Source organism: Halosimplex halophilum (genome assembly GCF_004698125.1).
GTDB lineage: Archaea > Halobacteriota > Halobacteria > Halobacteriales > Haloarculaceae > Halosimplex > Halosimplex halophilum.
This window is the reverse complement of sequence record NZ_ML214298.1, coordinates 676,460-698,964: the sequence shown is the minus strand read 5'-3', so window position 1 is coordinate 698,964 and position 22,505 is coordinate 676,460. Positions and strand designations below refer to the sequence as shown.

The following is a 22,505-nucleotide window of genomic DNA, read 5'->3' as shown; positions in this document are numbered from 1 at the left end:
AGGCGTGTCCGGGACCGTTCCACTCCGAACTGGCCGCACCGGGGCGGGCGAAGCGTTCCCACCGTCGGTCCGCCGCGCGGCCGGGGTCGGAACCGTCGGCTTCGTCCTGGCGAACCTCCTCGTCGGGCTGGCCTTCCTCACCGATCCGGTGCCGATGCCGTACTACCCGTGGGCGTCGCTCCCGGCGGCGCCGCTGCCCGACCAGCCGACGCTCGGCCACTATCCCGCCAGCTACACGCTCGGCCTCTGGCTGTGGGAGTTCACGTTCCCGCTCGCGATCCTCCGGGCGGCGGAACGGGCGTCGCTGACGAGCGAGCGGGCCCGGCGAGCGGTCCTCGTGGCCGTCCCGGCGCTCGTGGCGCTCGGCTTCCACGCCTACTGCGCGCTCGTCTTCCCGCAGCCGACACCCACGCCGTGGGAGCCCGCCGTTACGGCGGTCTGTTACGTCTACTGTCAGACCTACGCGCCGCTGTGGAGCGCGGTCACCGTCGGGACCGTCCTGCTCGGTCTCGGCGGCTGGCTCGCGCCCCGCGACTCGCGACTCGGACGCGCCGCCACCGCGGGGTTCGGCCTGCTCGCCTTCCCGCTGGGTGCGCTCGCGCTGTACGACGCCGCGACCCGGAGCGACGGTGGCCGCTGAGACCCGCCGCGCTCAGTCGGAGTCGTCCGGGAAGACCTTCCCGGGGTTCAGGATCCCGTCGGGGTCGAGGGCGTCCTTGACCGAGCGCATCGCCGCGACGGACTCCGCGCCGTGTTCGCGCTCCATGAACTGCCGCTTGCCGAGGCCGACGCCGTGCTCGCCGGTCGCGGTGCCGCCGAGGTCGATGGCCGCCTCGACGACGGCCGCGTAGGCCGCCTCGCCGCGCTCGACCATCGCCTCGTCGTCGGGGTCGACGAGGATCTCGTAGTGGAGGTTGCCGTCGCCGGCGTGGCCGTAGCAGGCCATCGGGAGCTCCCGCTCGTCGGCCTCCCGGCGGGCGCGGCGGACGATCTCCGGGAACGACCCGATCGGGACCGTCACGTCGCCGGGGTGGAGCGGCCGGAGATTCTCGCGGTACTCGTCCAGCGCGTAGGCCATCTCCCGCCGGAGTTCCCACAGCTCGGCCATCTCCGCGTCGGCCGCGATCTCGAAGGAGACGGGGTCGTAGTCGGCGAAGACCGTCCGGCAGAAGTCGATCTCCTCGTCGACCCCGTGGTCGGCGTGGAACTCGACGAAGACCATCGGAGCGTCGGGGAGGTCGGTCCCGACGTACTCGTTGGCGACCTCGGCCGCGAACGAGCCCATCAGCTCGATCTTCGCCACGTCGACGCCCGACTGGACGGCGTCGGCGATGGCGCCGGCGGCGTCGTCGAACGTCTCGAACACCGCCCGGCCGCCCCGGACCTGCTGGGGCCGCCCGGCGAGTTCAAGCGTCGCTCGCGTGATCACCGCCAGCGTGCCCTCGCTGCCGACGAGCAGGTCCTTCAGGTTGTAGCCCGCCGAGGACTTGACGGCCCCGCTGCCCGCCGTTACGACCGTCCCGTCGGCGAGCACGGCTTCGAGTTCGAGCACCCAGTCGCCGACGACGCCGTACTTCACCGCCTGCATCCCGCTCGCGTCGGTCGCGATCATCCCGCCGACCGTCGAGATGTCGCCGGAGGAAGGCAGCGGCGGGAAGGTCAGCCCGTGCTCGGCGGCCGCCTCGTCGACCGCGCTGCCCAGCACGCCCGGCTCCACGTCGACCTGGAGATCGTCGGGCCGAACGTCCAGGATCGCGTCCATCCGGGTCGTATCCATGCTTATACCCTCGTGGGCAGGAACCGCGTTGCCCTCCAGACCGGTGCCGGCGGCGTAGGGGGTGACGGGGATGCCGCGTTCGTGGGCGCCGGCGAGGACCGCCGACACCTCTTCGGTACTTTCCGGCCAGACGACGGCGTCGGGGCGGACCTCGTCCTCGGGGTGGGTGCCCCAGTCGCCGGCGTGCTCGTCGCGGGCGTACTCGTCCGTCGACACCCGGTCGGGCCCGACGGCCTCGCGGAGAAAGTCGAGGTCGGTCATGGGCGAGGTGCGGGGCCGCCGGGATTTAGCTCCGTCGGCAGCGGAGCCCGGCGACGGGGCACCTCGACGGCCGAGAGGAGGTGCCCAAACGTTAGGGGCCGGCCGAGCGAACGGACGGGCGAGACCATGGACGCGGCCCGAATGCTCGTCGGACGAGATCCGCGCTACCAGCGACGCTGGCTAGCCGTCGCCGTGGCGCTCGGCGCCGCGTGTTCCGCCCTCCTCGGAGCGGCCCTCCCGAACCCCGGGCCGTGGTACGTCGGCGGTGCCGCGCAGGTCGGCCTGGTCGCGGTCTCGGTGGCACTGCTGGCGCTGGGCTTCGGCGTCGGGGTCGTCCTCCTCGTCGACTTCGCGCTGCTGTTCCCGGCGTACTACGTCCGCGCGCAGTCGGTCGGCATCGGGTTCAGGACGCCGATGGAGCACGCGCTCCCGCAGGCGGCCGTGGACGCCGCGCTACTCGGTCTCGTCGGGGTCGCCCTCTGGCTCGTCGCGCGTCGAGTCGTCGGTCCCGCGGCGCTGGCCCGACTGACCGGACGGCTTCGCTCGGAGTAGGAAGTTGGGCCACTGGGACGCGTCGCCGCTCCGCTGCCGACCGCTCAGGAGTCCACACCGGGCACGCGCTCGGCGAGGAACGCCCGGTGTTCGGCCGCCCGCTCGTCGCGCTCGGCGGGCGTGGCGTCCTCGTACCACAGCGGGAGACACGCCATCGCGTCCAGCCGGTCGACCAGCCGGTAGACGGCCATCCGCTCCAGCGTCGCCTCGTCGAACGACCAGTCCCCTCGGTCCTCCGAGTAGGCCGACCGGAACGCCTCGCGCAGTTCGGCCGTCCGCTCGGGGTCGTCGCGGACCGGCTTCAGCAGGTGGAACTCGACCTTGGCGAGGTTGTACGCGGGTTCGGCTGCCGAGAGGTTCGCCCAGTCGAGCACCGCCTTCGTCTCCCCCGTCCCGGGGTCGACCAGGAGGTTGCCGTAGCGGTAGTCCCAGTGGTTGTACGTCGGCGGGTCCGGTTCGGGGAGCGCGGGGATCGCATCGCGCAGGTGCTCGCGGACAGCCGGGACGAGGTCGGCGAACCGCTCGGGGTCGTCCGCCAGTTCCGGGAAGTAACCGCCGTCGGCGAGCGCGTCGAGCGTGCCCTCGTAGTCTTCGAGCAGGCGCTCCCGGAAGTCCTCGGCCCGCGGGTGGTCGTCGGTGTCGAGCACCGTCAGCTCGCCGTCGGCGACGCCGACGCTCCCGACCGCCGGGAGCGGACCCAGTTCGTGCAGTTCGGCGAGGTTTCGGCCGGCCGCCCGGACCACCCGCTCGCGGGCCGCCGGGCCGAGACGGCCGGGGTCGTCCTCCAGGTTCGCGCCCTCGACGTGCTCGGCGAGGTAGAACGGCGCGGGGAACGCCTCGTGGGCGTCGCAGTAGCCGTAGACCCGCGGGACCGGGATCGTCGTCTCCCGCCCGACGAGCTCGAACAGCCGCGGCTCCGAGCGGGCGACCGGCGGGTCGACGAGGTCGGCGGTGGTCGCCTTCAGGACGACGCTCCTGGGGCCCTCGGGCGTCCGCACGTCGAGCGTCGCCACGAAGTCCGTCCCGTGGGGGCTCCGCTCGATGGACTCGACCGCCCACTCGGGCCGGATCGCGGCGACCATCCCGCGGACCGCCTCGTCGGACACCCGGGTCGGCGAGACGGGGTCGGCGGTCACACCGTCACTCGCCCGGGGACCGACAGAAGGTTTGCGGTCGCACGACGGGTGTGAACGAGGGACACGGATCGCCGGGCGCGTCGAAGGGACCACACGGGGCACCGGAACCCAGGAACTACGGAACGACGACGAGCAGGGGACGGCGAAGATGAACCGGCGGGCGATCCTCGGGACGGACCCGCTCTACGGACGGCGCTGGCTGGTCGCCGGTGTCGCCCTCGGCGCGGCGTGTTCCGCACTCCTCGGAGCGACCCTCCCGAACCCCGGGCCGTGGTACATCGGCGTCGCCGTGCAGGCCCTCCTGGTCGCAGTCTCCGTCGCACTGCTGGCGCTCCGCTTCGGGGCCGGAGCCGTCCTCGCAGTCGACTTCGCGCTGCTGTTTCCCGCGTACTACGTCCGGGCCCGGGCGACCGGGGTCGGGTTCAGGACGCCGGTGGAGCACGCGCTCCCGCAGGCGGTCGCGGACGCCGCCGTCCTCGGCATCGTCGGGTTCGGGGCCTGGGTCGTCGCGCGTCGGGTCGTCGGTCACGGGGACACCGGTCGTCCGGTGGAACGGCCCCGGTCCGAGTAGGAACCGGAGTCCGACGGGCCGTCTCGACGACCGACCGCTCCCGGGGCGATTCACACCGGCAGCACGGACTCGTCGATGCCCTCCCGCCGACCGTCCAGCACCGCGAACCGCTCGCCGCGCCGCAGTTCCAGCCACCGGAGCAGCCGCTCGGCCCAGTCGAGTTTCCGCGCCTTCAGCGGGCCCACGTCGGGGTCGTCGAAGTCCCAGCCGGCGAAGACCAGGGCGTCGGCGCCGCAGTGGTCCGCGAGGAACGCCGCCCGGTCGCCGTCGGTGAACCCGCCCGTGTTGACGACGGGGCCGGCGGGGGCGGCCTGGGTCGTCGGCAACACCCGCTCGACCGCGAGGCGGGGGACCCGCTCGCGCAGCGCCGGGCGGTTGTCGCCGTGGGCGTGGACCGCCACGGGCGTCCCCTCGGCGGTCAGCTCCCTGGCCACGTCGCCCGCCTCGTCCAGGTCGGTGACCATGCAGTCGACGGCCAGTCCGGCCTCCCGCACGACGGCGGCCGCGTCGGAGGCCGCGACGACCGCGTCGGCCGCCCGGACGGTGTCCAGTTCGTCGCCGAGCGACGGCCCCGCGCCGACGACCGCGACCGCCTCGCCGGTGAACTCGAGGTCCGAAGGCGCGAGCGGGCCGCCCCGGTCGTCGCCGCGCCGGGACGGATCCCCGTCGGCGCCCGACGCGGATCCGCCGGCGTCTGACGCGCCCGCGGATCCGTCGGGGCCGCCCCCGCGCCCGCCGACCCCGCCGCTCACGAGGTCGGCGAGCAGGTCGCGGGCCCGCTCGTCGCCGCCGCGGTCGAACCCCATATCGGCCAGGATCGCGGTGTAGACGGGTTCCCAGTCGTGAAACTCCATAGCTGTGACTACCAGCGTTGCGCCCCAATAAACCGGATTAGCCGAAATGGCACGTACAAGGTACCCCTACCCAGGTGCCCTTTCGGCCGTCACCATTCCGTTTTGGCGCATCCGGTATAAGTTTTCTCACCTGTCACCCCGGCCGCCGTCGGGGAGCATCCCGGCGAGCGCCCGTGGCACGTCGGTTCTGGCCGCCAGGTCGGCGAGCGCACCGGCCGACCCCCACAAAAACCCCTCCCCGTCGCCGGCGACGAACCGGCAGTCCGTCGCCGCGGCGCCCGACCGCAGCGCCTCGCGGGCCGCCCCGTCGAGGCCGCTGACCGCGTAGAGACGGCTGACCGCCGCCGCCGGGTCGGCGTCGACACCCGCCCGTTCGAAGTGCCGGGCGGCCTCCCCGGGCGTGGTCACGTCGAGTTCCTCGACCGTGATGTCGCCGCCACCGTCGGCTCCCCGGCTACCGCTACGGCCCCGTTCGCGCGCGAAGGCGTCGCCGACGACTGCGGCGTCGCGCGTCTCGCTCACGTCGTGGGTGCGGATCACGTGGGCGCCGCGCTCGACGGCCATCGACGTGGCCGCGAGGCTGACCGGCAGCGCCCCCTCCGTCGAGCGGTCGGCCAGCGTCCGCAGGAACGTCTTCCGGTTGATCGAGATGAGCGTCGGCGCGCCGAGCCCGCGGAACTCCCGCAGCCGGCGGAACGTCTCGCGGTCGTCCTCGATCGTCTGCTCGTCGGACCACCGGCCGAAGGCGGGGTCGACGATGGTCTTGTCCGTCAGCCCGTTCTGCTTCAGCGCCTCGTACACCTGGTCGACGTAGTCGGCCTCCGCGGCCCACGACTCGGACTTCCGTTCGGCCCACGGCGTCGCCCGCACGGCCCCGGGTTTCGTGATGTCGGGCGGGCTCGCCATCTTCGCGACGGCCACGTCGTATTCCCGGCAGACCTCGGGCATCTCCGGGTCGGCGAACCCCGCGATGTCGTTGACCATGTCGAACCCCCGGTCCAGCGCCGCTTCCGCGACCTCGGCGTAGCGCGTCTCGATGCTCCAGACGGCGTCGCCCGACGTGGATTCGAGCGTCTCGACGGCCGTGTCCAGCCGGTCGAGCTCTTGCTGGGCCGAGAGCACGTCGAACTTCTTGTTCGCGGATTCGAGGCCCACGTCGACGATGTCGGCCCCCTCGTCGATCAGCTCGTCGTCGACGTACGCCGCGGCCTCGCCGGGGTCGGCGAAGACGCTCGGGTCGTAGGGCGACTCCTCGCTGACGTTGAGCACGCCCATGACCCGCGGCGGATGGTCGTCACCGATCCCCAGCCCCGCGGCGTCGACGTTCTGCATACGCGGGGCTGAGGACTATGGGTGCAAAAACGGTGCGGTGCGCCCGCGGCGAGACCCGTCGGCTCGCCGACTCCGCCGGTCCGGCGGCTTCCGATCGGTCCCCGCACGCGACGGCCCGCTACTGCTCGTCGAAGTAAGCGTTCGTCGTCCGCTCCTCGCGCTCGTAGCGCGACTCGGGGAGCTTCGACGAGCAGTTCCGGCAGACGGTGTAGTCCGGGTCGTTGTTCGTCCCGCACTCGGGGCAGTACCCCGGGTACTTCGACGGCGTCGTGTTGACCAGACTGGCGTAGTGGGAGGGCATCGTCGCCTCCTTCTGGGGCAACAGCGACCCGACGCCCCCGACCAGCAGCGACCCCAGGAACGCGACCAGTCCCAGACCCAGCGCCGCCAGCGTGGCGAACATGATGACGGTCACGAAACTGACCATGCGTGACACTCTGTGCCACGTGATTATAAATTGTCGGATCGTCGCGGTCCCGCGCCGGCGTCGACAGGTGTCGTCGTCGACTCGGGCGCTTTTTGTCGGGCGGCCGTCTACCCGGGGACATGGGAAAGGTCTCGATCGGGCTCCGCGGCTGGCGGTTCGACGAGGAGGCGGTGTTCGCCGACGACGGGACGATCCGGCCGCTGGACAACATGGACGCCGACACGCGCGAGCGGATCGTCCGCCTCTCGGCGATGATGGGCGAGCCCTGCGACTGCTGTTACCTGATCCACGGCGACGAGGACATCCAGCGGTGCAACCCCGCCCAGGCCATCTACGGGGAGGCGCTGGGGGAGGTCCTCCTCTGTGACGACCACGAGGCCGACTTCGTCTACTGGTTTCAGGAGGAAGGCGGCAAGCGCTACGCCGGCGAGCGCGAGCTCCAGGGGCGGTTCCACGAGTGGTTCGCCGACGGCGGCCGCGCCCCCGACGGGTTCGAGCTCGAACACGTCGAGGAGGACCCCGACGACGTGCCCGAGGCGCCCGACCCCGACGAGGAGCTGCCCGGCCTGGAGGAGGAGATCGAGGAGATGGACGACGACGAGCTCGACGCGCTCGACCTGGACCTCTCGGACCTGGAGTTCGACGGATGACCGACGACGCGGCGACCGACGACGGGTCCGACGGCGACGTGACCGACGGGAGCGGGACGGACCGCGACGGCGGCCCCTCGGTCTCGGTCGCGGTCGTCGACGCGGAGACCTCGGGCAACGTCGGCACCATCGCCCGCTCGATGAAGAACTTCGGTATCACCGACCTCTACCTCGTCGACCCGCCCGACGTGGGTCCCGAGAGCGAGGCGTGGGGCTTCGCCGGCCACGCCCGCGAGGACGTGCTCCCGAACGCCCGCGAGGTCTCCTTCGACTACCTGGTCGAGAACTTCCACACCGTCGGCTGCACGGCCGTCACCAACGAGGACGAGCGCAGCCACACCCGCTACCCGTTCAGGACGCCCGCCGATCTGGCCGACAGCCTCCGGGGCGTCGACGCCGACACCTGCGTCGTCTTCGGCCGCGAGCGCGTGGGGCTCACCAACGAGGAGATCGCCCGCCTCGACGAGGTGTGTTCGATCCCCGCCTCCGGCGAGTACCCCGTGCTCAACCTCGGGCAGGCCGCCACGGTCGTGTGCTACGAGCTCCGGGAGCTGACCGTCGACGAGACCCAGCACCCCGAGTCGAACCACCAGCGCGCCGACGAGCGCGCCGTCGAGGGGCTCCACGAGCAGTTCGGCGAGTTCCTCGACGCCATCGACCACCCCGCGGAGAAGCGGGGGAAGGCGCGGCGGCTCTGGCGGCGGTTCGTCGGCCGCGCCCACCCGACCGGCCGCGAGGCGAAGACGCTCCGGGGCGTCTTCCGGCGCGCCGGCCAGAAGGTCGACCGGCTCGAAGCCGACGACGACGGACGGGACTGAGCCCGAGCGGACGAACGGATCGACCCAGGTGGACGAACGGATCGACCCGGGTGGACGGACGGTGCCGAGCCCGACGGACGGACCGACCCGGAGACACGACTAAGTGCGGCGGCGTCGACCGGATCCCATGACGCTCGCGGGCCGCGACTCGCCGCTGGCGATCGCGATGTGGGACTTCTCTTGGCTGGAGCGGCGCTACCCCGGCGGCGGCTACGAGGACTGGAATCGCGCGCTCGACGAGCTCGCCGAGCGGGGGTACGACGCCGTCCGGATCGACGCCTACCCGCACCTCGTCGCCACGGACCCCGACCGGGAGTGGACGCTCCCGCCCGCTTTCGACGCCTGCGACTGGGGCGCGCCCGCGACCTGCCGCGTCGAGGTGACGCCCGCCCTGACGGAGTTCGTCGGCGCCTGCGCCGACCGCGACATCGCCGTCGCGCTCTCGTCGTGGTTCCGCGAGGACGAAACCGAGGCGCGCCTGGGTATCCGGACGCCCGCGGACCTCGCGTCGGTGTGGGTCGACACGCTGGACCGGATCGCCGACGCGGGGCTGCTCGACGCGCTGTGCTGGGTCGATCTGTGCAACGAGTTCCCGCTCCCGCAGTGGGCGCCCTATTTCAACGACCCCGACGACGACCACCGGACGCCGCGGGACTCGCCGGCGGGCCGGCGGTGGATCGACGACTCGATCGCCGGCGTGCGCGAGGCATACCCCGACCAGGAGTACTGCCTCTCGGAGACGGTCGACCCCGACACGTGGGGCCGCGAGCCCGCCGCGGAGATGGACCTGCTCGAACCGCACGTCTGGCTGATGAACGCCACCCGCTACTACGACTGGGAGCGCGACGGGGGCGACATCGACAGCGACGGCCACTACGAGTGGGTGGTCGACGAGGCCGAGGACCGGTACCGCAACGAACCGACCTACTGGCAGGAACAGCTCGGCGATGCCGTCAACGCCGCCGCGGAGTGGTCCCGCGAGACGGGCCTGCCGCTCGCGACCACGGAGTCGTGGGCGCTCATCCACTACAAGGACTGGCCCGGCCTCGACTGGGCGTGGATCAAGGAGGTCTGTGCGTTCGGGGCCCGCAGGGCCGCCGAGACCGGCCGCTGGGCGGCGATCTCGACGAGCAACTTCTGCGGCCCGCAGTTCGAGGGGATGTGGGCCGACGCCGAGTGGCACCGCGAGCAGACCGACGCGATCAAAGACGCCAGGGTCGACCTGTGACCGACCGGTGTCCGGGGAGGGATGGCGGCCGAGGCCGCCGTCACCGCTCCCGGTCGGTCGCCGAGCGCTCGACGACCACGCCCCACCGCGCCGTCGAGACGAGGTCGGCGAGGACGTGGGCGTACAGGGCGGCGGCGACCAGGCCGGCGACGTACGGGTATCGGAGCCACAGCGGCGGCACGACGAGACCGCCGATGACGACGTGACTCAGCAGCCGGTTCAGCGCGCCGACCGACCCCTCGTCGAAGATCTCGTCCTGCGCGGCGACGACGATCCGCGGGTCGCGGAGACAGCGGCGGACCGGCGCCAGGCTCCCGGTGTTGTACCACGCCAGCAGGAAGTGGTCGAAGTCGATCCCGACGCCGGCGGCGAGCGCGAGGGCGACGACCGCCCACGCGGGTATCGGCGGCGTCGTGAGAGCGAGCGCCCCGGCGGCGACGACCAGCGATATCGCGGCGTGGGCGCCGGACTTCATCGGGGCGAGCGGGACTCGTCGACCGGCGACTCGGGCCCGCGGCCCCCGGATCCGGACGCGGAGACGGTCCGCTGGACGACCGACAGCCCGGCCGCGCCGGCGAGGAAGGTGCCGGTCGCGAGCAGTTGCGTCCACGAGTCCGGCGCGGGCCACAGCCCCATCCCGGCGGCCTCGACGGCGCCCATCGGCGTCGCCGTCGCGCCGACGAGCACCACGCCGAGCCCCGCGCTCAGGACCGCGACCGCGATGCCGCCGACGACGAGCGCCAGCCAGACGACGGCCGTCCCGCCGACGACCGTCCGGGCGTCCGCGCCGTCGACCGCGAGGACGAGGCCGGCGACCGCCAGCACGCCGTAGTCGACGGCGCCGCCCAGCGCCGCCACGGCGCCGTCGGCGACCGCCAGCCAGAAGTACGGGACCCCCAGCGCCAGCCGCGTCGCGAGTTCGACGCCCAGCCACAGCGCCGCGGCGACCCCGAGCACCTGCGCGACCCGGACGACCGCCCGCGGCTCGACCCGGGGGAGCCGCCGCTCGGTCGGCGCCACGGGGAGCCCCGACCGGGCGTCGTCGCCGAGCGCCTCGCGGAGCGCCGCGCCGCCCGCCGCCGTCGCGGCGACGAGGGCGGCCGCGAACAGCCCGCTCTGGACCGCGTCCGCCGCGCCCTCGGCGACGGCGGCGCTCGCGACCGGGTCGGGCGCGGCGACCAGCCGCGCGAGCGGCGACACCTCGATGGCGACCGCGCCGACGAAGACGGCCGCGGTCAGCCGCGCGACGCTCGACCGCGTCACCGACTCCCCGCCGGCCGCGACCCGCTCGGCCAGCGCGAGCAGCGCGACGACGGCCAGCCAGTCGGTCGCCACCCGCAGCCCCAGCGACCCGACGAGCGTGACAACGCTCCGGAGCGGCCGCGGCGGCACCGACGCCAGCGCCAGCGTCGCCGCTCCCAGCAGGACCGTCGCGACGAGCGCGGCCAGCCCGCGGCGCCGGGTCGCGTCCATCTATGCCCGCTCCTGGATCTCCTCGCGGAGGACGCTGCTCACCGTGTCGCCGTCCGCCTTCCCGCGGAGTTCACCCATGCACTCGCCCATCAGCCCGGAGAACGCGCCCATCCCTTCTTCCTCGACCTGTTCGGCGTTGCGCTCGACGACGCGCACGACCGCCTCGCGCACCTCGTCCTCGCCGACGCCGCCGAGGTCCTCCCGCTCGACCGCTTCCTCGGCCGTGAGACCGGGCTCGGACGCCAGCGCCCGCAGGAGGTCGTCCAGCCCCTCCTGGGGGACCTCGCCGCCGTCGACCAGCGCGAGCGCGTCGGCGAGGTGGTCGTCGGTCAGGTTCCCGACGGCCACGTCGTCGCGGCGCAACTCGGTCAGGGTCGACTCGAAGGTCGTCGCCGCCAGCGTCGGGTCGACGCCCTCGTCGACGACCCGCTCGAACAGCGGCATGTACTCGCCGTAGGCGACCTGCTCGGCGAGGCCGGCGTCGAGGCCAAACTCGCTCTCGTAGCGGTCGACCTTCTCCGTGAGGAGTTCGGGCTGGTCGACCTCACTGGGGTCCGGTTCGACCGGCGGCACGTCCGTCTCGGGGTACATCCGCGCCGCGCCCGGCAGCGGCCGCAGGTAGCGGGTCGTCCCGTCCTCGTTGGCGTCGCGGGTCTCCTCGGGCACCTCGTCCGTCGCCACCTCGGCCCGGTCGACGACCGCCTCGATCGCCAGTGCCGTCGTCTCCGGGTCGTCGGCGACCAGCGCGACCGCGTCCTCCGGTCCCGCGTCGACCGCCTCCCGCAGGGCCTCGACCTCCTCGTCCGTCACGCCGTAGGCGGGGAGTTCGTCGGTGTGGAAGATGCCGCCGGCGCCGTGCCGTTTGGCGTGGTCCGAGAACTCCGTGCCGAGCCGCCGGTCGGGCTGGATCTCCCGGCCGACGAGCCCGTCGAACCCCGCCAGGCGGACTGCCATGACGTTCCCGCCGTCGGAGAGCGCGCCGCCGATGACGCCCGAGTCGGTGTCCGCGAAGACCTCGGTCACGTCCTGTGGCTCGCCGACCGCGGCGTCGCGGTCGTCAAGTTCGGCGGCGATATCGAGCAGTTCGACCTGCCGGCGGACCTCGTTGCGGACGATGTCGTCGATGTCGTCGAGGCTCTGGACGCCCTTGATCTCGACGCGGGCGCCCTCGGCGATGGAGACGTTCACGTCCTGGCGAATAGTACCTAAGCCGCGCTTGACCTGGCCGGTCGAGCGCAGCAACATCCCGATGCGCTCGGCGGCGTCGCGGGCCTGCTCGGGCGAGCGGATGTCCGGCTTGGTCCCGATCTCCACCAGCGGGATGCCCAGCCGGTCGAGCGAGTAGCGGACCCCCGAGTCGGTCTCTTCGACGCGCTGGGCGGACTCCTCCTCTAGCATGAGGTCCTCGATGCGGACCTGGCCCTCGTCGGTCTCGATGGCGCCCTCGCCGGCGACGCGCATCGTCCGCTGGAAGCCCGTGGTGTTCGACCCGTCGACGACGATCTTCCGCATGACGTGGACCTGGTCGACGACGCTGGCGTCGAGCAGCTGGGCGATCTCCATGGCCACGTCCATCGCCTCGCGGTCGACGCGGCCCGGCGGCTCGTCGTCCTCCTCGACGAGACAGGTGGTGTCGTAGGAGAGGTACTCGAACTCCCGGTCGACCATGCTCTCCTCCAGGGCGGCCTCGTCGATCTCCCCGAGTTCGCTCTTGGTCGGGTGGAGATACCGGGTGAAGGTCCGCTCGGACTCCTCCGGCTCCCTGAGCTCCGTCGGACACGGGCAGAACAGCTTGGTCGCCGTGTCCAGCTGCTGGTGGATTTCGAGTCCTGCCACCAGCCCCAGGTCCTCGTAGTCGTAGTCGGCGTCGCTCATTGGGCGTGTCTGCGACCGGGTGGACAAAAAGGACTCCGTCTCGACGGTTCGCCGCGGTCGCGGGATCGGATCGCCCGGGACGCCCGCGTTCGGGACGCCCGACCGCGACGGAACCGCTGACGAGTCAACGGAAAGGATTTACACACACGGAATCACTTCCGACGTGCCCGTACGATGCCGGAATCGATCAGGAAGCGGCTGATAACGTTCGTCGCCTCGGTGTGGGGGATACTGACCGCGTACAGCATCTACGTGGTGCTGGGGTACCCCGCGGAGTTCCCGCAGATGATGATATTCTTCAATCTCGTCCTCGTCTGCCAGTTCGCGTCCGTGTACCCGGTCTATCGGTACTTCGGGTGGGAGTTCGAATGAGCGAAACCGACTACGACGACACCGCCGGCGCGGTCGGCGGTGCGGTCGGTGCGGTCGCCGGGACGGTCGTCGCCAGCCTGACGCCGTTCACGCCCGGGAATCTGCTCGCGGCCGCGGTGATCGGGGCGGCGACCGCGTACGTGGGGCATCGTCTCGTGTACCGGTTCGGTCGGTGAGCCCGGCCGAGGAGCCGACACCCGCGCCGAGGTGTTTTGCCGGTCCGGGCCGTAGCCGCGGCCATGGACGGGCGCGCGGTGGTCGTCGTCGCCCTCGTCGCCCTCGCGGGCTGTTCGATCGTCGCCGACGGGGGCAACCCGGAGGGGCCCGCCGAGACGCTGACGCCGGCGCCGGTGCCGACGACCGCGCCGACGGACACGGCCGCGCCCTCGCCGCTCCCGCCGGGCGTGATGACACGCGGGACCATCAGCCCGGGCGCGCTCGCCGCCGCCCACGTCCGGGCGGTCTCCGGCCGGTCGTACGTCTGGACCGAGCGCCGGCGGACGCTGACGGCCGCCGGCGACGGTAACTGGACGGTCGCCCGGAACCGCACCAGGACGGTCCGGCTGGAGGACGGCGACACCTACCGCTGGAGCCGCTCGCGGCGGGTGGTCTGGACCGGGCTCACGCTCACTTACCGGCCGGCGATCGACCGCTACGCCGACGGCGACACCCGCTACGTCCGCGAGGCGGACGCCGACGGACCCATCTACCGCGCCCGTCCCGCCACGAACGACAGCCAGGTCCTCGCGCTGGTCGCCGCCAACCGCGTCCAGTCGTACCTGTCGCTCCGGAACGCGTCCGTGTCGGTCGGCGGGGTCGACGGCGAGCGGCGCTACTGGGTCGAGAGCCGCGGCGCCGGCGTCGTCGACGGCGAGTACGCCGCCAACTACTCCGTCGGCGCCGTCGTCACCCCCGACGGGTTCGTCCGCCGGCTCTCGGTCACCTACACCACCGAGCGCCGCGGGACCCCGACCCGCGTCGAGTACGAGTACGCCTACCGCCGGGTCGGAAACGTCTCGGTCTCGCCGCCCGACTGGCTGCCCGAGGCGCGGGCCGCCGTCGGCGGGGAAAACCGCTCCGCGGCGACCGCCCCGACGACCACCGCCGGGACCGCGACTACTACCGCGACCGGTCGGCTCGTTACTCCTCGTCGCCCAGGATGACCCGCTCGGTCATCTTCGCCGGGTCGAGCACCTCGTCGGCCTCCGCCTCGCTCAGGTACCCCTCCGCGACGACGACCTCCTTGATGGTCTTGCCCTCGGCCATCGCCTGTTTGGCGACCTTGCTGGCCTTGTCGTAGCCGATGGCGGGGTTCAGCGCGGTCGCCAGCGCCATCGACTGCTGGACGCGCTCCTCGCAGTGCTCGCGGTCGGCTTCGAGTTTCGCGACGAACTTCTCGGCGAACACCTCGCTGCCATTGGAAATCAGCCGCGCCGACTGCAGGAAGTTGTTCGCCAGGATAGGCTTGTAGAGGTTGAGGTCGATCTGGCCCTCCGCCGCGCCCGCGGAGACCGCGGCGTCGTTGCCGACGACCTGTTTGTGGACCTGATTCACGGCCTCCGCCACGACGGGGTTGATCTTCCCGGGCATGATCGAGGAGCCGGGCTGATTTTCGGGCTGGTCGATCTCGCCGAGGCCGTTGCGCGGACCGGAGGCCAGCAGCCGCAGGTCGTTGGCGATCTTGTTCAGCGAGCCGGCCACGGTCCGCAGGGCGCCGTGGGCCTCGGACATGGCGTCGTGGGCGGCCTGGGCCTCGAAGTGGTTGTCGGCCTCGCGGAACTCGATGCCCGTCTCCTCGCTGATGTACTCGGCGGCCGTCGCGGGGAACTCCGGGTGGGTGTTCAGGCCCGTGCCGACGGCGGTGCCGCCCAGCGCGAGTTCGCTCAGGTGGTCGCGGACGCCCTCGACGCGGTCGATCCCCTTCTCGATCTGGGTGCGGTAGCCCGAGAACTCCTGGCCGAGCGTGATGGGGGTGGCGTCCTGGAGGTGGGTGCGGCCGGTCTTGACCACGTCGTCGAACTCGTCCTCTTTCTCGCCGAGGGCGTCGGCGAGCGTCGACAGCGCCGGGAGCACGTCGTTCTCGACCGCTTCGAGGGATGCGACGTGCATCGCGGTCGGGATCACGTCGTTGGACGACTGGCCGTAGTTGACGTGGTCGTTGGGGTGAATAGTACGAGAACCGATCTCGCCGCCGTAGATCTCGGTGGCGCGGTTGGCGATGACCTCGTTGGCGTTCATGTTCGAGGAGGTGCCCGAGCCGGTCTGGAACACGTCGACCGGGAACTGGTCGTCGTGTTCGCCGGCGATAACCTCGTCGGCCGCCTCCACGATCGCCTCGGCCTTCTCGGTCTCGACCAGCCCGAGGTCGTCGTTGGCCTGGGCCGCAGCCTTCTTGACGACGCCGAGCGCCCGGACGAAGCGGCGCCCGAACGTCTCCTCGCTGATCGGGAAGTTCTCGACGGCGCGCTGGGTCTGGGCGCCCCAGTAGGCGTCGGCCGGGACCTGCATCTCGCCGAGGCTGTCCTCCTCCGTGCGGAATTCCTCGTCTGACATGGTCGAAGCGTCGATTCGAGAGGCGTAAAAGCCACCGAAGTCTCCCACGCACTCGGGAGAACTGTCCCGAGCGGCCGGTCCCGGACTCCGGCCGGTCCCCGACGCAGGCCCCGAGCCGCGGGACCGCCCGCGGCCCCAAGACACTTGCCGCCCGGCCTGTCCCTCGTCGATATGGACCGCCCCGCCCTCCACCTCGCGGTCGCCGCCTGTCTCCTCCTCGCCGGGTGTTCCGTCCTCGGGCCGGACCACACCCGCGAGGAGCGCGCCGTCGCGGCGCTCGCCGACGCCCGCGAGGCGGTCAACGACACCGACACCTACCGCTTCGACGGCGACCTGCGGGTCGTCGCGACCGCCGACGGTCGGACCGAACGCGTCGAGGCCAGCCTGAACGGCACCGTCGACGCCGCCGAGCGTCGGATGCACTCGACGACCGTCCGCGAGGGCGAGGCCTACGAGGCCTACGTCGTCGACCGGACCGCCTACCGGCAGTGCGGCGGGCCGATGGGGATGGACATGTGGGGCGTCGAGAACGTGAGCGCCGACGACTGGCGGATGGGGACGCCCGCCGCGCGCCAGCTGGCGCTGCTGGAGTCGGGGTCGCTGTTCCACAACGGCACCCGCACGCTCGACGGGCGGGAGGCGGTCCTGCTCGTCGGCCGCCCGACGACGGACGCGCTCACGAGGTACCAGGAGCGCCGGGACCGCTCGCTGCTGGGCGGCCCGAGCGTCGACGACGCCGAGGTCCGCGTCTGGCTCGACCCCGAGACCAATCGACCGCTGCGGTCGGCGGTCCGCTTCGCGGTGAGCCAGGGCGGCAACACCGCGAGCGCGACGGTCGACATGCGGTTCGCCGACTACGGCGCCGATATCTCGGTCGACGTGCCCGTGATCCCCGACGACCGGACGTGGGGGACGGGCTGTCCGGGGTAACCCCCCGTGCGGGGGCGGCCGGGACGGACCCGTCAGGACGCGTCGGTCGGCGTCTCGGTCTCGGTCGGCGTGTCCGTGGCGTCGTCCGGCGTCCCGGTTTCCGTGGGCGTCTCAGTACCGGTCCCGGTCTCGGTGTCCTCGGCCTCGGTCGTCACGAACCCGAGGTCGACGACGGCCTGGCCCTCGGCGGTGTAGGGACCGTCGTCCTCGCCCTCGGTGTCGACGAAGTCGTAGCTCTCGTCGTCGTCGGTGTCGAGGTGGGGCATCGGGATCAGCGGCCTCGCGGGCGCGGGCGGGAAGGTGACCTCGGTGAGTCCCTCCGGGTCGTCGAGGGGGACCTCGACCGCGCGGTGGCGGCCGGGGTCGAGGTACTCGGAGACGCCGACGACGCTCGCGAACGTCTCGCCGGTGAGCAGGCGCGCGTCGTGGAGCGTGACGAACCCGCCCTCCGACAGCAGCGCCTCGCCGACGGTCACGGCGTCGTCGGTCACCGCCTGGTTCTCGAAGTCGACGGTCGCGAACGGCGCCGGCTCGTCGTCGCCCGGCGCCTCCGTCGCCGTGCCGTCGGGCGTCGCCGTCCCGCCGGGCGCCTCGGTGGCGGTGTCGGTCCCGCCGGGCGTCTCGCTGGGCGTGTCCGACAGCGCCTGCTCGGGCGACTCGGACGGGGTCGCCGTCCCGTCGGGCGTCCCCGTCGGGGTGCCGTCGGGCGTCTCGGTGGCGGTCCCCTCCCCGTCCGCGACGACGAACGCGAGGTCGACGACGGGGAGGTCGGCCTCGACGAACGGACCGTCCTCCTCCCCGTCGGTGTCGACGAAGTCGTAGGTGTCGTCGTCGCCGGTCTCGCGGTGGGGCATCGCGACGAGCGCGCCGGTCCCCTCCAGGCTCTCGGTCTCGTAGTCGGCGCCCGGTACGTCGAACAGCGTCGTGTCGACGCCGTAGTGGACGCCCGCGTCGAGGCGCTCGGAGACGCCGACGACGCTCTCGGTCACCTCCCCCTCGAAGAGCGTCACGTCGTGGAAGGAGACGTACCCCGGCTGGGACAGCGTCGCCCGGTCGACGGTCACGCTCGTCCCGTCCGAGGTCTGGTTGGCGAACTGCACCGAGGCGAAGCCGTCGCTCGTCCCCTGGGCGCCGTCGCCGTCACTGCCGTCGTCGCCGCTCTGTCCGGAGACGACGGCGCCGGTCCCGACGGCGAGCGCGCCGGTCGCTACCGCGCCGCTCTTGAGGAACGTTCGTCGGCTCGTTTCACCTGTGGCTGGTCGGCCTGTGGGTTCGTCTGTCATCGGTGTGACTCCAGCCGACCGTTGGGAAGTTCCGTCAATAAACCGGGGAAACCGTTTTTCCGGTAACCTCGGGGTAGCGTTCGGTAGCGCCGGCTACTCCGAGTAAGGCCGGTTTCCGGGGAGTAACGGCGGCTTTCCGGGCCGTCGGCCTTGCGTGCGCGTGCCGGCGACCCGACACACGCGGACCGGCGGCGACGTGGCCGGTGCGGTTCCGGCGGCGGACTCGCGCCGTCAGGTCCACCGGTCGAGGCCCGTCTGGACGACCGACTGCTCGATGCGCTCGAACCCGCGCTCGACCTCGTCCGCGTCGACCTCCCACTGCTCGCAGACGAACGCCCGCGCGGCGTCCAGGTCGGGTTCGATCTCGCGGTCGTACTCGTAGTCGTCGGTGACGGCGGGGTTCAGGAACAGCTCGCGGATGCGGTCGGCGTCGTCGACGTACACGTCCTCGGCCTCGAACACCGCCCAGATGTCGCCGTGCTCGCGGACCGCCGTCACGGCGGTCTTCGGTCCGTACCCGGAGATCCCCTCGTTGAAGTCCGTGCCCATCAGGATCGCGGCGTCGACCAGCTGCTCCCAGGTGATGTCGTGTTCCTCCAGCGTCGCCTCGAAGTCCATCAGCTCCGGGTCGCCCTTGCTGGTGAGCTGGCGCAGCGTCAGCGGCGCCCCCAGCAGGAGCGCGTCGTAGTCCTCCGTGCCGACGTAGTCGACCGCGCCCTCGCGGGCCATGTGGGCGGCCTGGGCCTCGCCCTCGGCGGGCGCCTCGACCACCGGCACGTCCAGCAGTTCGAGTACTTCACGTGTGGTCGAGAGGATCGTGTCGGTGAGCCGCTGGGTCTGCGATTCGAGGCGGGCGACGGCGAGTTCGTCCCCTTCCTCCCGGGCGGCTTCGAGTTTCTCCTCCCGTTTCTCCCGTTCCTCGCGGCGCTGGGTGACCTCGTCGTCCTTGAGGTCGACGACGCTCCCGTCGAAGACGAATACGGGCGTGATGTCGTGTTCGAAGAACTTCGGGAGCCCCTGGACGACGCCGACGAGGTTGGCGACCTCCTCGCCGTCGGCGGTCGTGTATATCGAGTCGTTCGTCCAGCGGACGGTCGTCGTCAGGTAGCGGTAGAGCCAGTTGTGCGCGTCCACGGCGACGACCGACCCCGACAGGTCGTCGAACGGCACCTCCTCGATAGCGGCCAGGTCCCGGAGGTCTGCGTTTCCCATCACCCCCCGATAGGTCCACCCCCGGTTTGAATCCCCCGACCCGCGGGACGGTCGTAACTGTTCGACTACCAATCAAACGCTTATCAGGAGCGTGTTTTCACTCGTCCGTCACATTCAATTCGGCGGGCCGCGAAGGGGACGGTATGCTGGGGTCACTCGTGACGCGGTTGCGCCGCCCGGAGTACACGGGCGAGAACCGCTGTCTGCCGTGTACAGTGCTGAACGTGGGGATCGCGTCGGTGGGGGCGACGCTGCTGGGGGCCTGGCTCGTCGCGGCCGGCTACCGGACGGCGGCCGTCGCCGTCCCGACGGGCGTCCTCGCCGTCTCGCTGGCGGCGATCTGGCTGCGCGGGTATCTCGTGCCCGGGACGCCGACGCTGACGAAGCGGTACCTGCCCGCCCCCGTCCTCGCGGCGTTCGGGAAGACGCCCGAGTCGTCGCCGGAAGGGGTCGCCGCCGGCGCCGGGTCGGGATCGGACGCGAGTGCGGGCGCGAGCGACGCGGCCGAGACGACCGAAGGGGCCGGAGCGGCCGCGCCCGCAGAGGGGGGCGCTGGAGCGGGCGCGGACGCCGGGGGCGAGCGGGTCGACCCGGAGGCGCTGCTCGAACGCGCCGACGCGATCGAGCCGTGTCGCGGCGACGACCGCTGTCTGACCGACGACTTCGAGCGGGCGTGGCACGCCGAGATCGACGCCGTCGCGGGCGACGACCCGGGTCCCTGGCTCGAAGCGCTCGGCCTGGCGGACGGCGAGGTGACGACGAAGGAACTGGGCAACGCCTTCGCGGTCAGCGTCGACGGCCGGCGGGTCGGCTCCTGGGAGTCGGAGGCGGCCTTCCGCGCCGACCTCGCGGGGGCGAGCCTGCTCGCCGACCGGCTCCCGGAGTGGGAGTCGCTGTCCGCGCGGGGCCGCGGGCAGGTCTGCAACGGCCTGCGCATCTTCCTGGAGACGTGTCCCGGCTGCGGCAGTCCGGTGTCGTTCGGCACCGAGACCGTCGAGTCGTGCTGTACCAGTCGCACCGTCGCCGCGGTCACCTGCGACGGCTGCGGCGCCCGCGTCTTCGAGTCGCCCGTCGACGACGACGCGGTCGCGGCCTGACCAGTCCGGACGCCGACGGCGTCACGGCGACTAGTACAGCTCGAAGGACTCGACGACGGACTCCTCGCCGCCGCGGCGCCACAGCACCGACACGCGCTCGACGAGGCCGAGCTTCGCCCGGACGCTCTCGCCGGCGACGCCGTCGTCGGGCGCCAGACCGCTCAGTTCGTGCCACGGAACGGTCCGCCCGCTCTCGGGGTCGGGCGGGTAGTCGTCGGCGACGCCGGTCAGGAACACCTCCTCGGCCGGCAGATCCTGACCGTCGACGTGGCGGACGGTCAGCCGGTCCAGCGCGTCGTCGGCGCCCCGGTGGATGGCCTCGAAACAGGCCACGCCGCGCTCGCAGTCCGACACGCGGAACGCCCCGAGTTCGACCGGTTCGCCGTCACGGGTCCACGAGAGTCGGACCGCGTCGACCAGCGCCGGCTGGACGGTCAGCGACCGGCCGGCGGTCCCCGCTTCGGGGTCCAGATCGCTCAGCTCGGCCCACGAGTAGGTGAAGCCGGACTCGCGGGCGGGCGGCCAGTCGAACGCGACCCCGGAGACGGCGACCGCCCCCGCGGACAGGTCCCGGCCGGCGACGTGGGTGATGGTGAGGCTGTCGGGGCCGTCCTCGGCGCGTTCGAGATCCCCCTCGAAGCAGGCCGCGTCGCAGTCGGGCGTGGCGGTCCGCCCGCCGATGGCCCCGCAACCGGCGAGACCGGCGAGCGAGCCGGCACCGACGGTCCGCAGGAGACTCCGCCGAGTCGGCGTCACGGTTCGACCTGTCGCGCCGGCTGGAAATAGGTTCGGACGAGCGGCTGAACTCAGGCCGGCCCGGACGGCCGCAACAGGTGCAGTCGACCCGCGACGAGCCCGATCAGCAGCCCGGCGAAGTGAGCGACCAGGGCGACGCCGGGGCCGGCGGTGGCGACGGTGACGGCGCCGGCGACGACGACGAACGCACCGAGCTGGGCCCGCGGGCTGAGCGGCGTCTTGTCCAGTAGCGTGTCGCTCATGCGGTTGCCCGCCAGCACGTACCCGACCAGCCCGGCGATGCCGCCGCTGGCGCCCAGCACGGCGACGCCGGGGCCGAGCAGGTCGCTGACCCACACCTGGACGAGCCCGGAGAGCGCGCCGGTGGCGAGGAAGAAGGCGTGGAAGCGCAGCCGGGAGGTCCGGCGTTCGAGGTACAGACCGACCAGCAGGAGGACGGCGACGTTGGCCAGCAAGTGGCCGACCGAGAGGTGGGCGTAGACGCTCGTGACGAGCGTCCACGGCCGGGCGCCGACGGGGGGCGCGAGCGCGAACGCGAAGGGAATCTGCAGCAGCGCCACGGCGCGCTGGACGAGGAAGACGACGACGAAGACGGCGACCAGTGTCAGCGTCGGACTGCGGGACACGACCGCATGTTGGGGCAGCGACTACATGAAGGATCGCCCGGCGACTCGGACCGCGGCTCCGCCGGCTGCGCTATCGGTCGGTGACCCCGTACTATCGGTCGGCGACCTGCACTCCCCGTCGGCGACAACGCTGAAGGCGCACGCGGGCCGAGAGAGGGGTATGGGCAAACGACTGTTCGTCAGCGTCGACCTCGACGGGCTGGCCGACGAGGTGGCGGCCGTCCAGGAGCGACTCGAAGGGGCGTCCGGGTTGAACTTTACCGAGCCCGAGCAGGCTCACGTCACGCTGAAGTTCCTCGGCGACACCGACGCCGACCGGGTCGACGACCTCGCCGACGAGCTCGCGGCGGCGGTCGACGACGCCGGCGTCGACCCCTTCGAGGCCGAGTTCGGCGGGCTGGGCGTGTTCCCGAGTCTCGACTACATCAGCGTCGTCTGGGTCGGGACCCGCTCGGGCGGCGAGGCGCTGACCGGGCTCCACGAGGCCGTCGAGGAGCGGACGACGGCGATGGGCTTCGACGCCGAGGACCACGAGTTCACCCCCCACGTCACGATAGCGCGGATGGAACACGCGGGCGGGAAGGAGCGAGTGCAGGAGACGGTCCGCGAGGACGACCCCGACGTGGGGACGCTCGCGGTCGAGGAGATCAGGTTGAAAGAGAGCGTGCTGGGGCCCGACGGGCCGACCTACGACACCGTCGAGCGGTTCCCGCTGTAGCGGG

Annotated in this window: 25 protein-coding genes; 12 read left to right on the top strand and 13 right to left on the bottom strand. The window is 72.3% G+C overall.

What is annotated here, in order from left to right; all coding sequences use genetic code 11:
* Nucleotides 1-4 precede the first annotated feature (4 nt).
* Nucleotides 5-640, top strand: coding sequence for a hypothetical protein (locus E3328_RS14535; RefSeq protein WP_135365346.1), 636 nt, complete (start codon nt 5-7; stop codon nt 638-640).
* Nucleotides 641-652: 12 nt separating this feature from the next.
* On the opposite strand, the gene E3328_RS14530 is transcribed toward E3328_RS14535, so the two are convergent.
* Nucleotides 653-2,038, bottom strand: coding sequence for an FAD-binding oxidoreductase (locus tag E3328_RS14530; RefSeq protein ID WP_135365345.1), 1,386 nt, complete (start codon nt 2,036-2,038; stop codon nt 653-655).
* 126 nt (nt 2,039-2,164) lie between these two features.
* On the opposite strand from E3328_RS14530, the gene E3328_RS14525 reads away from it, so the two are divergent.
* Entirely contained in the window at nt 2,165-2,590 is a 426-nt protein-coding gene (locus E3328_RS14525) for a hypothetical protein (RefSeq protein ID WP_135365344.1), read from the top strand.
* Nucleotides 2,591-2,634: 44 nt separating this feature from the next.
* On the opposite strand, the gene E3328_RS14520 is transcribed toward E3328_RS14525, so the two are convergent.
* On the bottom strand, nt 2,635-3,726 hold the full coding sequence (locus tag E3328_RS14520) for a phosphotransferase family protein (protein WP_246023018.1): 1,092 nt from the start codon (nt 3,724-3,726) through the stop codon (nt 2,635-2,637).
* Nucleotides 3,727-3,874: 148 nt separating this feature from the next.
* On the opposite strand from E3328_RS14520, the gene E3328_RS14515 reads away from it, so the two are divergent.
* Nucleotides 3,875-4,297: a hypothetical protein gene (locus E3328_RS14515; protein WP_135365343.1), complete on the top strand. Its 423-nt coding sequence runs from the start codon at nt 3,875-3,877 to the stop codon at nt 4,295-4,297.
* Between the two features lie 50 nt (nt 4,298-4,347).
* On the opposite strand, the gene E3328_RS14510 is transcribed toward E3328_RS14515, so the two are convergent.
* From E3328_RS14510 to E3328_RS14500, 3 genes are all read right to left on the bottom strand, one after another.
* Nucleotides 4,348-5,151 carry a 6-hydroxymethylpterin diphosphokinase MptE-like protein gene (locus E3328_RS14510; RefSeq protein WP_246023017.1) on the bottom strand — a complete coding sequence of 268 codons (804 nt, stop codon included), beginning with the start codon at nt 5,149-5,151 and terminating at the stop codon, nt 4,348-4,350.
* 126 nt (nt 5,152-5,277) lie between these two features.
* Nucleotides 5,278-6,483, bottom strand: coding sequence for a dihydropteroate synthase (gene folP / locus E3328_RS14505; protein ID WP_135365342.1), 1,206 nt, complete (start codon nt 6,481-6,483; stop codon nt 5,278-5,280).
* A gap of 118 nt (nt 6,484-6,601) precedes the next feature.
* Nucleotides 6,602-6,910: a DUF7577 domain-containing protein gene (locus tag E3328_RS14500; protein ID WP_135365341.1), complete on the bottom strand. Its 309-nt coding sequence runs from the start codon at nt 6,908-6,910 to the stop codon at nt 6,602-6,604.
* Nucleotides 6,911-7,029: 119 nt separating this feature from the next.
* Between E3328_RS14500 and E3328_RS14495 the strand changes: the two genes are divergently transcribed.
* The 3 genes from E3328_RS14495 to E3328_RS14485 all read left to right on the top strand — a co-directional run bounded on the left by E3328_RS14495 (nt 7,030) and on the right by E3328_RS14485 (nt 9,606).
* A complete protein-coding gene (locus E3328_RS14495; RefSeq protein WP_135365340.1) occupies nt 7,030-7,560 on the top strand; it encodes a DUF8114 family protein in 531 nt (176 codons plus the stop codon).
* Nucleotides 7,557-8,378 (top strand): RNA methyltransferase, encoded by an 822-nt coding sequence (locus E3328_RS14490; protein WP_135365339.1) that lies wholly within the window; start codon nt 7,557-7,559, stop codon nt 8,376-8,378. Before E3328_RS14495 ends, E3328_RS14490 begins: the two co-directional genes overlap by 4 nt.
* Nucleotides 8,379-8,505: 127 nt before the next feature.
* A complete protein-coding gene (locus E3328_RS14485) occupies nt 8,506-9,606 on the top strand; it encodes a cellulase-like family protein (protein ID WP_135365338.1) in 1,101 nt (366 codons plus the stop codon).
* Between the two features lie 40 nt (nt 9,607-9,646).
* On the opposite strand, the gene E3328_RS14480 is transcribed toward E3328_RS14485, so the two are convergent.
* Genes E3328_RS14480 through gatE form a run of 3 tightly spaced genes read right to left on the bottom strand, consistent with a single transcriptional unit; the run spans nt 9,647 to nt 12,954 of the window.
* Nucleotides 9,647-10,081, bottom strand: coding sequence for a hypothetical protein (locus E3328_RS14480; RefSeq protein ID WP_135365337.1), 435 nt, complete (start codon nt 10,079-10,081; stop codon nt 9,647-9,649).
* Complete coding sequence (locus E3328_RS14475; protein ID WP_135365336.1) at nt 10,078-11,079, bottom strand: hypothetical protein; 1,002 nt, start codon at nt 11,077-11,079, stop codon at nt 10,078-10,080. The genes E3328_RS14480 and E3328_RS14475 overlap by 4 nt, the downstream gene beginning before the upstream one ends.
* Nucleotides 11,080-12,954, bottom strand: coding sequence for a Glu-tRNA(Gln) amidotransferase subunit GatE (gatE, locus tag E3328_RS14470; RefSeq protein WP_135365335.1), 1,875 nt, complete (start codon nt 12,952-12,954; stop codon nt 11,080-11,082).
* A gap of 174 nt (nt 12,955-13,128) precedes the next feature.
* Between gatE and E3328_RS14465 the strand changes: the two genes are divergently transcribed.
* From E3328_RS14465 to E3328_RS14455, 3 genes are all read left to right on the top strand, one after another.
* Nucleotides 13,129-13,326, top strand: coding sequence for a hypothetical protein (locus tag E3328_RS14465; RefSeq protein WP_135365334.1), 198 nt, complete (start codon nt 13,129-13,131; stop codon nt 13,324-13,326).
* A complete protein-coding gene (locus E3328_RS14460) occupies nt 13,323-13,502 on the top strand; it encodes a hypothetical protein (protein ID WP_135365333.1) in 180 nt (59 codons plus the stop codon). Before E3328_RS14465 ends, E3328_RS14460 begins: the two co-directional genes overlap by 4 nt.
* Before the next feature lie 63 nt (nt 13,503-13,565).
* Nucleotides 13,566-14,489 carry a hypothetical protein gene (locus E3328_RS14455; protein ID WP_135365332.1) on the top strand — a complete coding sequence of 308 codons (924 nt, stop codon included), beginning with the start codon at nt 13,566-13,568 and terminating at the stop codon, nt 14,487-14,489.
* Here the strand turns inward: E3328_RS14455 and E3328_RS14450 are convergent.
* Complete coding sequence (locus tag E3328_RS14450; protein ID WP_135365331.1) at nt 14,467-15,879, bottom strand: class II fumarate hydratase; 1,413 nt, start codon at nt 15,877-15,879, stop codon at nt 14,467-14,469. The two genes, E3328_RS14455 and E3328_RS14450, sit on opposite strands and share 23 nt — an antisense overlap.
* 171 nt (nt 15,880-16,050) lie before the next feature.
* Here E3328_RS14450 and E3328_RS14445 point away from each other — a divergent pair, with 171 nt between their 5' ends.
* Entirely contained in the window at nt 16,051-16,809 is a 759-nt protein-coding gene (locus E3328_RS14445; protein WP_135365330.1) for a LolA-like protein, read from the top strand.
* 32 nt (nt 16,810-16,841) lie between these two features.
* Here the strand turns inward: E3328_RS14445 and E3328_RS14440 are convergent, their stop codons facing one another.
* Nucleotides 16,842-18,092, bottom strand: a complete 1,251-nt coding sequence (locus E3328_RS14440; protein WP_135365329.1) for a twin-arginine translocation signal domain-containing protein — start codon at nt 18,090-18,092, stop codon at nt 16,842-16,844.
* A 231-nt stretch (nt 18,093-18,323) separates the two neighbouring features.
* Nucleotides 18,324-19,304: a flap endonuclease-1 gene (fen, locus tag E3328_RS14435; RefSeq protein ID WP_135365328.1), complete on the bottom strand. Its 981-nt coding sequence runs from the start codon at nt 19,302-19,304 to the stop codon at nt 18,324-18,326.
* A 143-nt stretch (nt 19,305-19,447) separates the two neighbouring features.
* Between fen and E3328_RS14430 the strand changes: the two genes are divergently transcribed.
* Nucleotides 19,448-20,401 carry a DUF8054 domain-containing protein gene (locus E3328_RS14430; RefSeq protein ID WP_135365327.1) on the top strand — a complete coding sequence of 318 codons (954 nt, stop codon included), beginning with the start codon at nt 19,448-19,450 and terminating at the stop codon, nt 20,399-20,401.
* Between the two features lie 30 nt (nt 20,402-20,431).
* Here the strand turns inward: E3328_RS14430 and E3328_RS14425 are convergent, their stop codons facing one another.
* Together E3328_RS14425 and E3328_RS14420 are read right to left on the bottom strand one after the other, a co-directional pair.
* Nucleotides 20,432-21,157 carry a hypothetical protein gene (locus E3328_RS14425; RefSeq protein WP_135365326.1) on the bottom strand — a complete coding sequence of 242 codons (726 nt, stop codon included), beginning with the start codon at nt 21,155-21,157 and terminating at the stop codon, nt 20,432-20,434.
* 50 nt (nt 21,158-21,207) lie between these two features.
* A complete protein-coding gene (locus E3328_RS14420; protein WP_246023016.1) occupies nt 21,208-21,783 on the bottom strand; it encodes a rhomboid family intramembrane serine protease in 576 nt (191 codons plus the stop codon).
* 160 nt (nt 21,784-21,943) lie between these two features.
* On the opposite strand from E3328_RS14420, the gene thpR reads away from it, so the two are divergent.
* Entirely contained in the window at nt 21,944-22,501 is a 558-nt protein-coding gene (gene thpR, locus E3328_RS14415) for an RNA 2',3'-cyclic phosphodiesterase (protein ID WP_135365324.1), read from the top strand.
* Nucleotides 22,502-22,505: the final 4 nt, after the last annotated feature.

What these genes read in the sequence shown, in the direction of transcription:
- E3328_RS14530 (WP_135365345.1), bottom strand. Translation starts at nt 2,038, where the DNA reads ATGACCGACCTCGACTTTCTCCGCGAGGCCGTCGGGCCCGACCGGGTG.
- E3328_RS14525 (WP_135365344.1), top strand. Translation starts at nt 2,165, where the DNA reads ATGGACGCGGCCCGAATGCTCGTCGGACGAGATCCGCGCTACCAGCGA.
- E3328_RS14515 (WP_135365343.1), top strand. Translation starts at nt 3,875, where the DNA reads ATGAACCGGCGGGCGATCCTCGGGACGGACCCGCTCTACGGACGGCGC.
- E3328_RS14510 (WP_246023017.1), bottom strand. Translation starts at nt 5,151, where the DNA reads ATGGAGTTTCACGACTGGGAACCCGTCTACACCGCGATCCTGGCCGAT.
- folP (WP_135365342.1), bottom strand. Translation starts at nt 6,483, where the DNA reads ATGCAGAACGTCGACGCCGCGGGGCTGGGGATCGGTGACGACCATCCG.
- E3328_RS14500 (WP_135365341.1), bottom strand. Translation starts at nt 6,910, where the DNA reads ATGGTCAGTTTCGTGACCGTCATCATGTTCGCCACGCTGGCGGCGCTG.
- E3328_RS14495 (WP_135365340.1), top strand. Translation starts at nt 7,030, where the DNA reads ATGGGAAAGGTCTCGATCGGGCTCCGCGGCTGGCGGTTCGACGAGGAG.
- E3328_RS14490 (WP_135365339.1), top strand. Translation starts at nt 7,557, where the DNA reads ATGACCGACGACGCGGCGACCGACGACGGGTCCGACGGCGACGTGACC.
- E3328_RS14485 (WP_135365338.1), top strand. Translation starts at nt 8,506, where the DNA reads ATGACGCTCGCGGGCCGCGACTCGCCGCTGGCGATCGCGATGTGGGAC.
- E3328_RS14480 (WP_135365337.1), bottom strand. Translation starts at nt 10,081, where the DNA reads ATGAAGTCCGGCGCCCACGCCGCGATATCGCTGGTCGTCGCCGCCGGG.
- E3328_RS14475 (WP_135365336.1), bottom strand. Translation starts at nt 11,079, where the DNA reads ATGGACGCGACCCGGCGCCGCGGGCTGGCCGCGCTCGTCGCGACGGTC.
- gatE (WP_135365335.1), bottom strand. Translation starts at nt 12,954, where the DNA reads ATGAGCGACGCCGACTACGACTACGAGGACCTGGGGCTGGTGGCAGGA.
- E3328_RS14465 (WP_135365334.1), top strand. Translation starts at nt 13,129, where the DNA reads ATGCCGGAATCGATCAGGAAGCGGCTGATAACGTTCGTCGCCTCGGTG.
- E3328_RS14460 (WP_135365333.1), top strand. Translation starts at nt 13,323, where the DNA reads ATGAGCGAAACCGACTACGACGACACCGCCGGCGCGGTCGGCGGTGCG.
- E3328_RS14455 (WP_135365332.1), top strand. Translation starts at nt 13,566, where the DNA reads ATGGACGGGCGCGCGGTGGTCGTCGTCGCCCTCGTCGCCCTCGCGGGC.
- E3328_RS14450 (WP_135365331.1), bottom strand. Translation starts at nt 15,879, where the DNA reads ATGTCAGACGAGGAATTCCGCACGGAGGAGGACAGCCTCGGCGAGATG.
- E3328_RS14445 (WP_135365330.1), top strand. Translation starts at nt 16,051, where the DNA reads ATGGACCGCCCCGCCCTCCACCTCGCGGTCGCCGCCTGTCTCCTCCTC.
- E3328_RS14440 (WP_135365329.1), bottom strand. Translation starts at nt 18,092, where the DNA reads ATGACAGACGAACCCACAGGCCGACCAGCCACAGGTGAAACGAGCCGA.
- fen (WP_135365328.1), bottom strand. Translation starts at nt 19,304, where the DNA reads ATGGGAAACGCAGACCTCCGGGACCTGGCCGCTATCGAGGAGGTGCCG.
- E3328_RS14430 (WP_135365327.1), top strand. Translation starts at nt 19,448, where the DNA reads ATGCTGGGGTCACTCGTGACGCGGTTGCGCCGCCCGGAGTACACGGGC.
- thpR (WP_135365324.1), top strand. Translation starts at nt 21,944, where the DNA reads ATGGGCAAACGACTGTTCGTCAGCGTCGACCTCGACGGGCTGGCCGAC.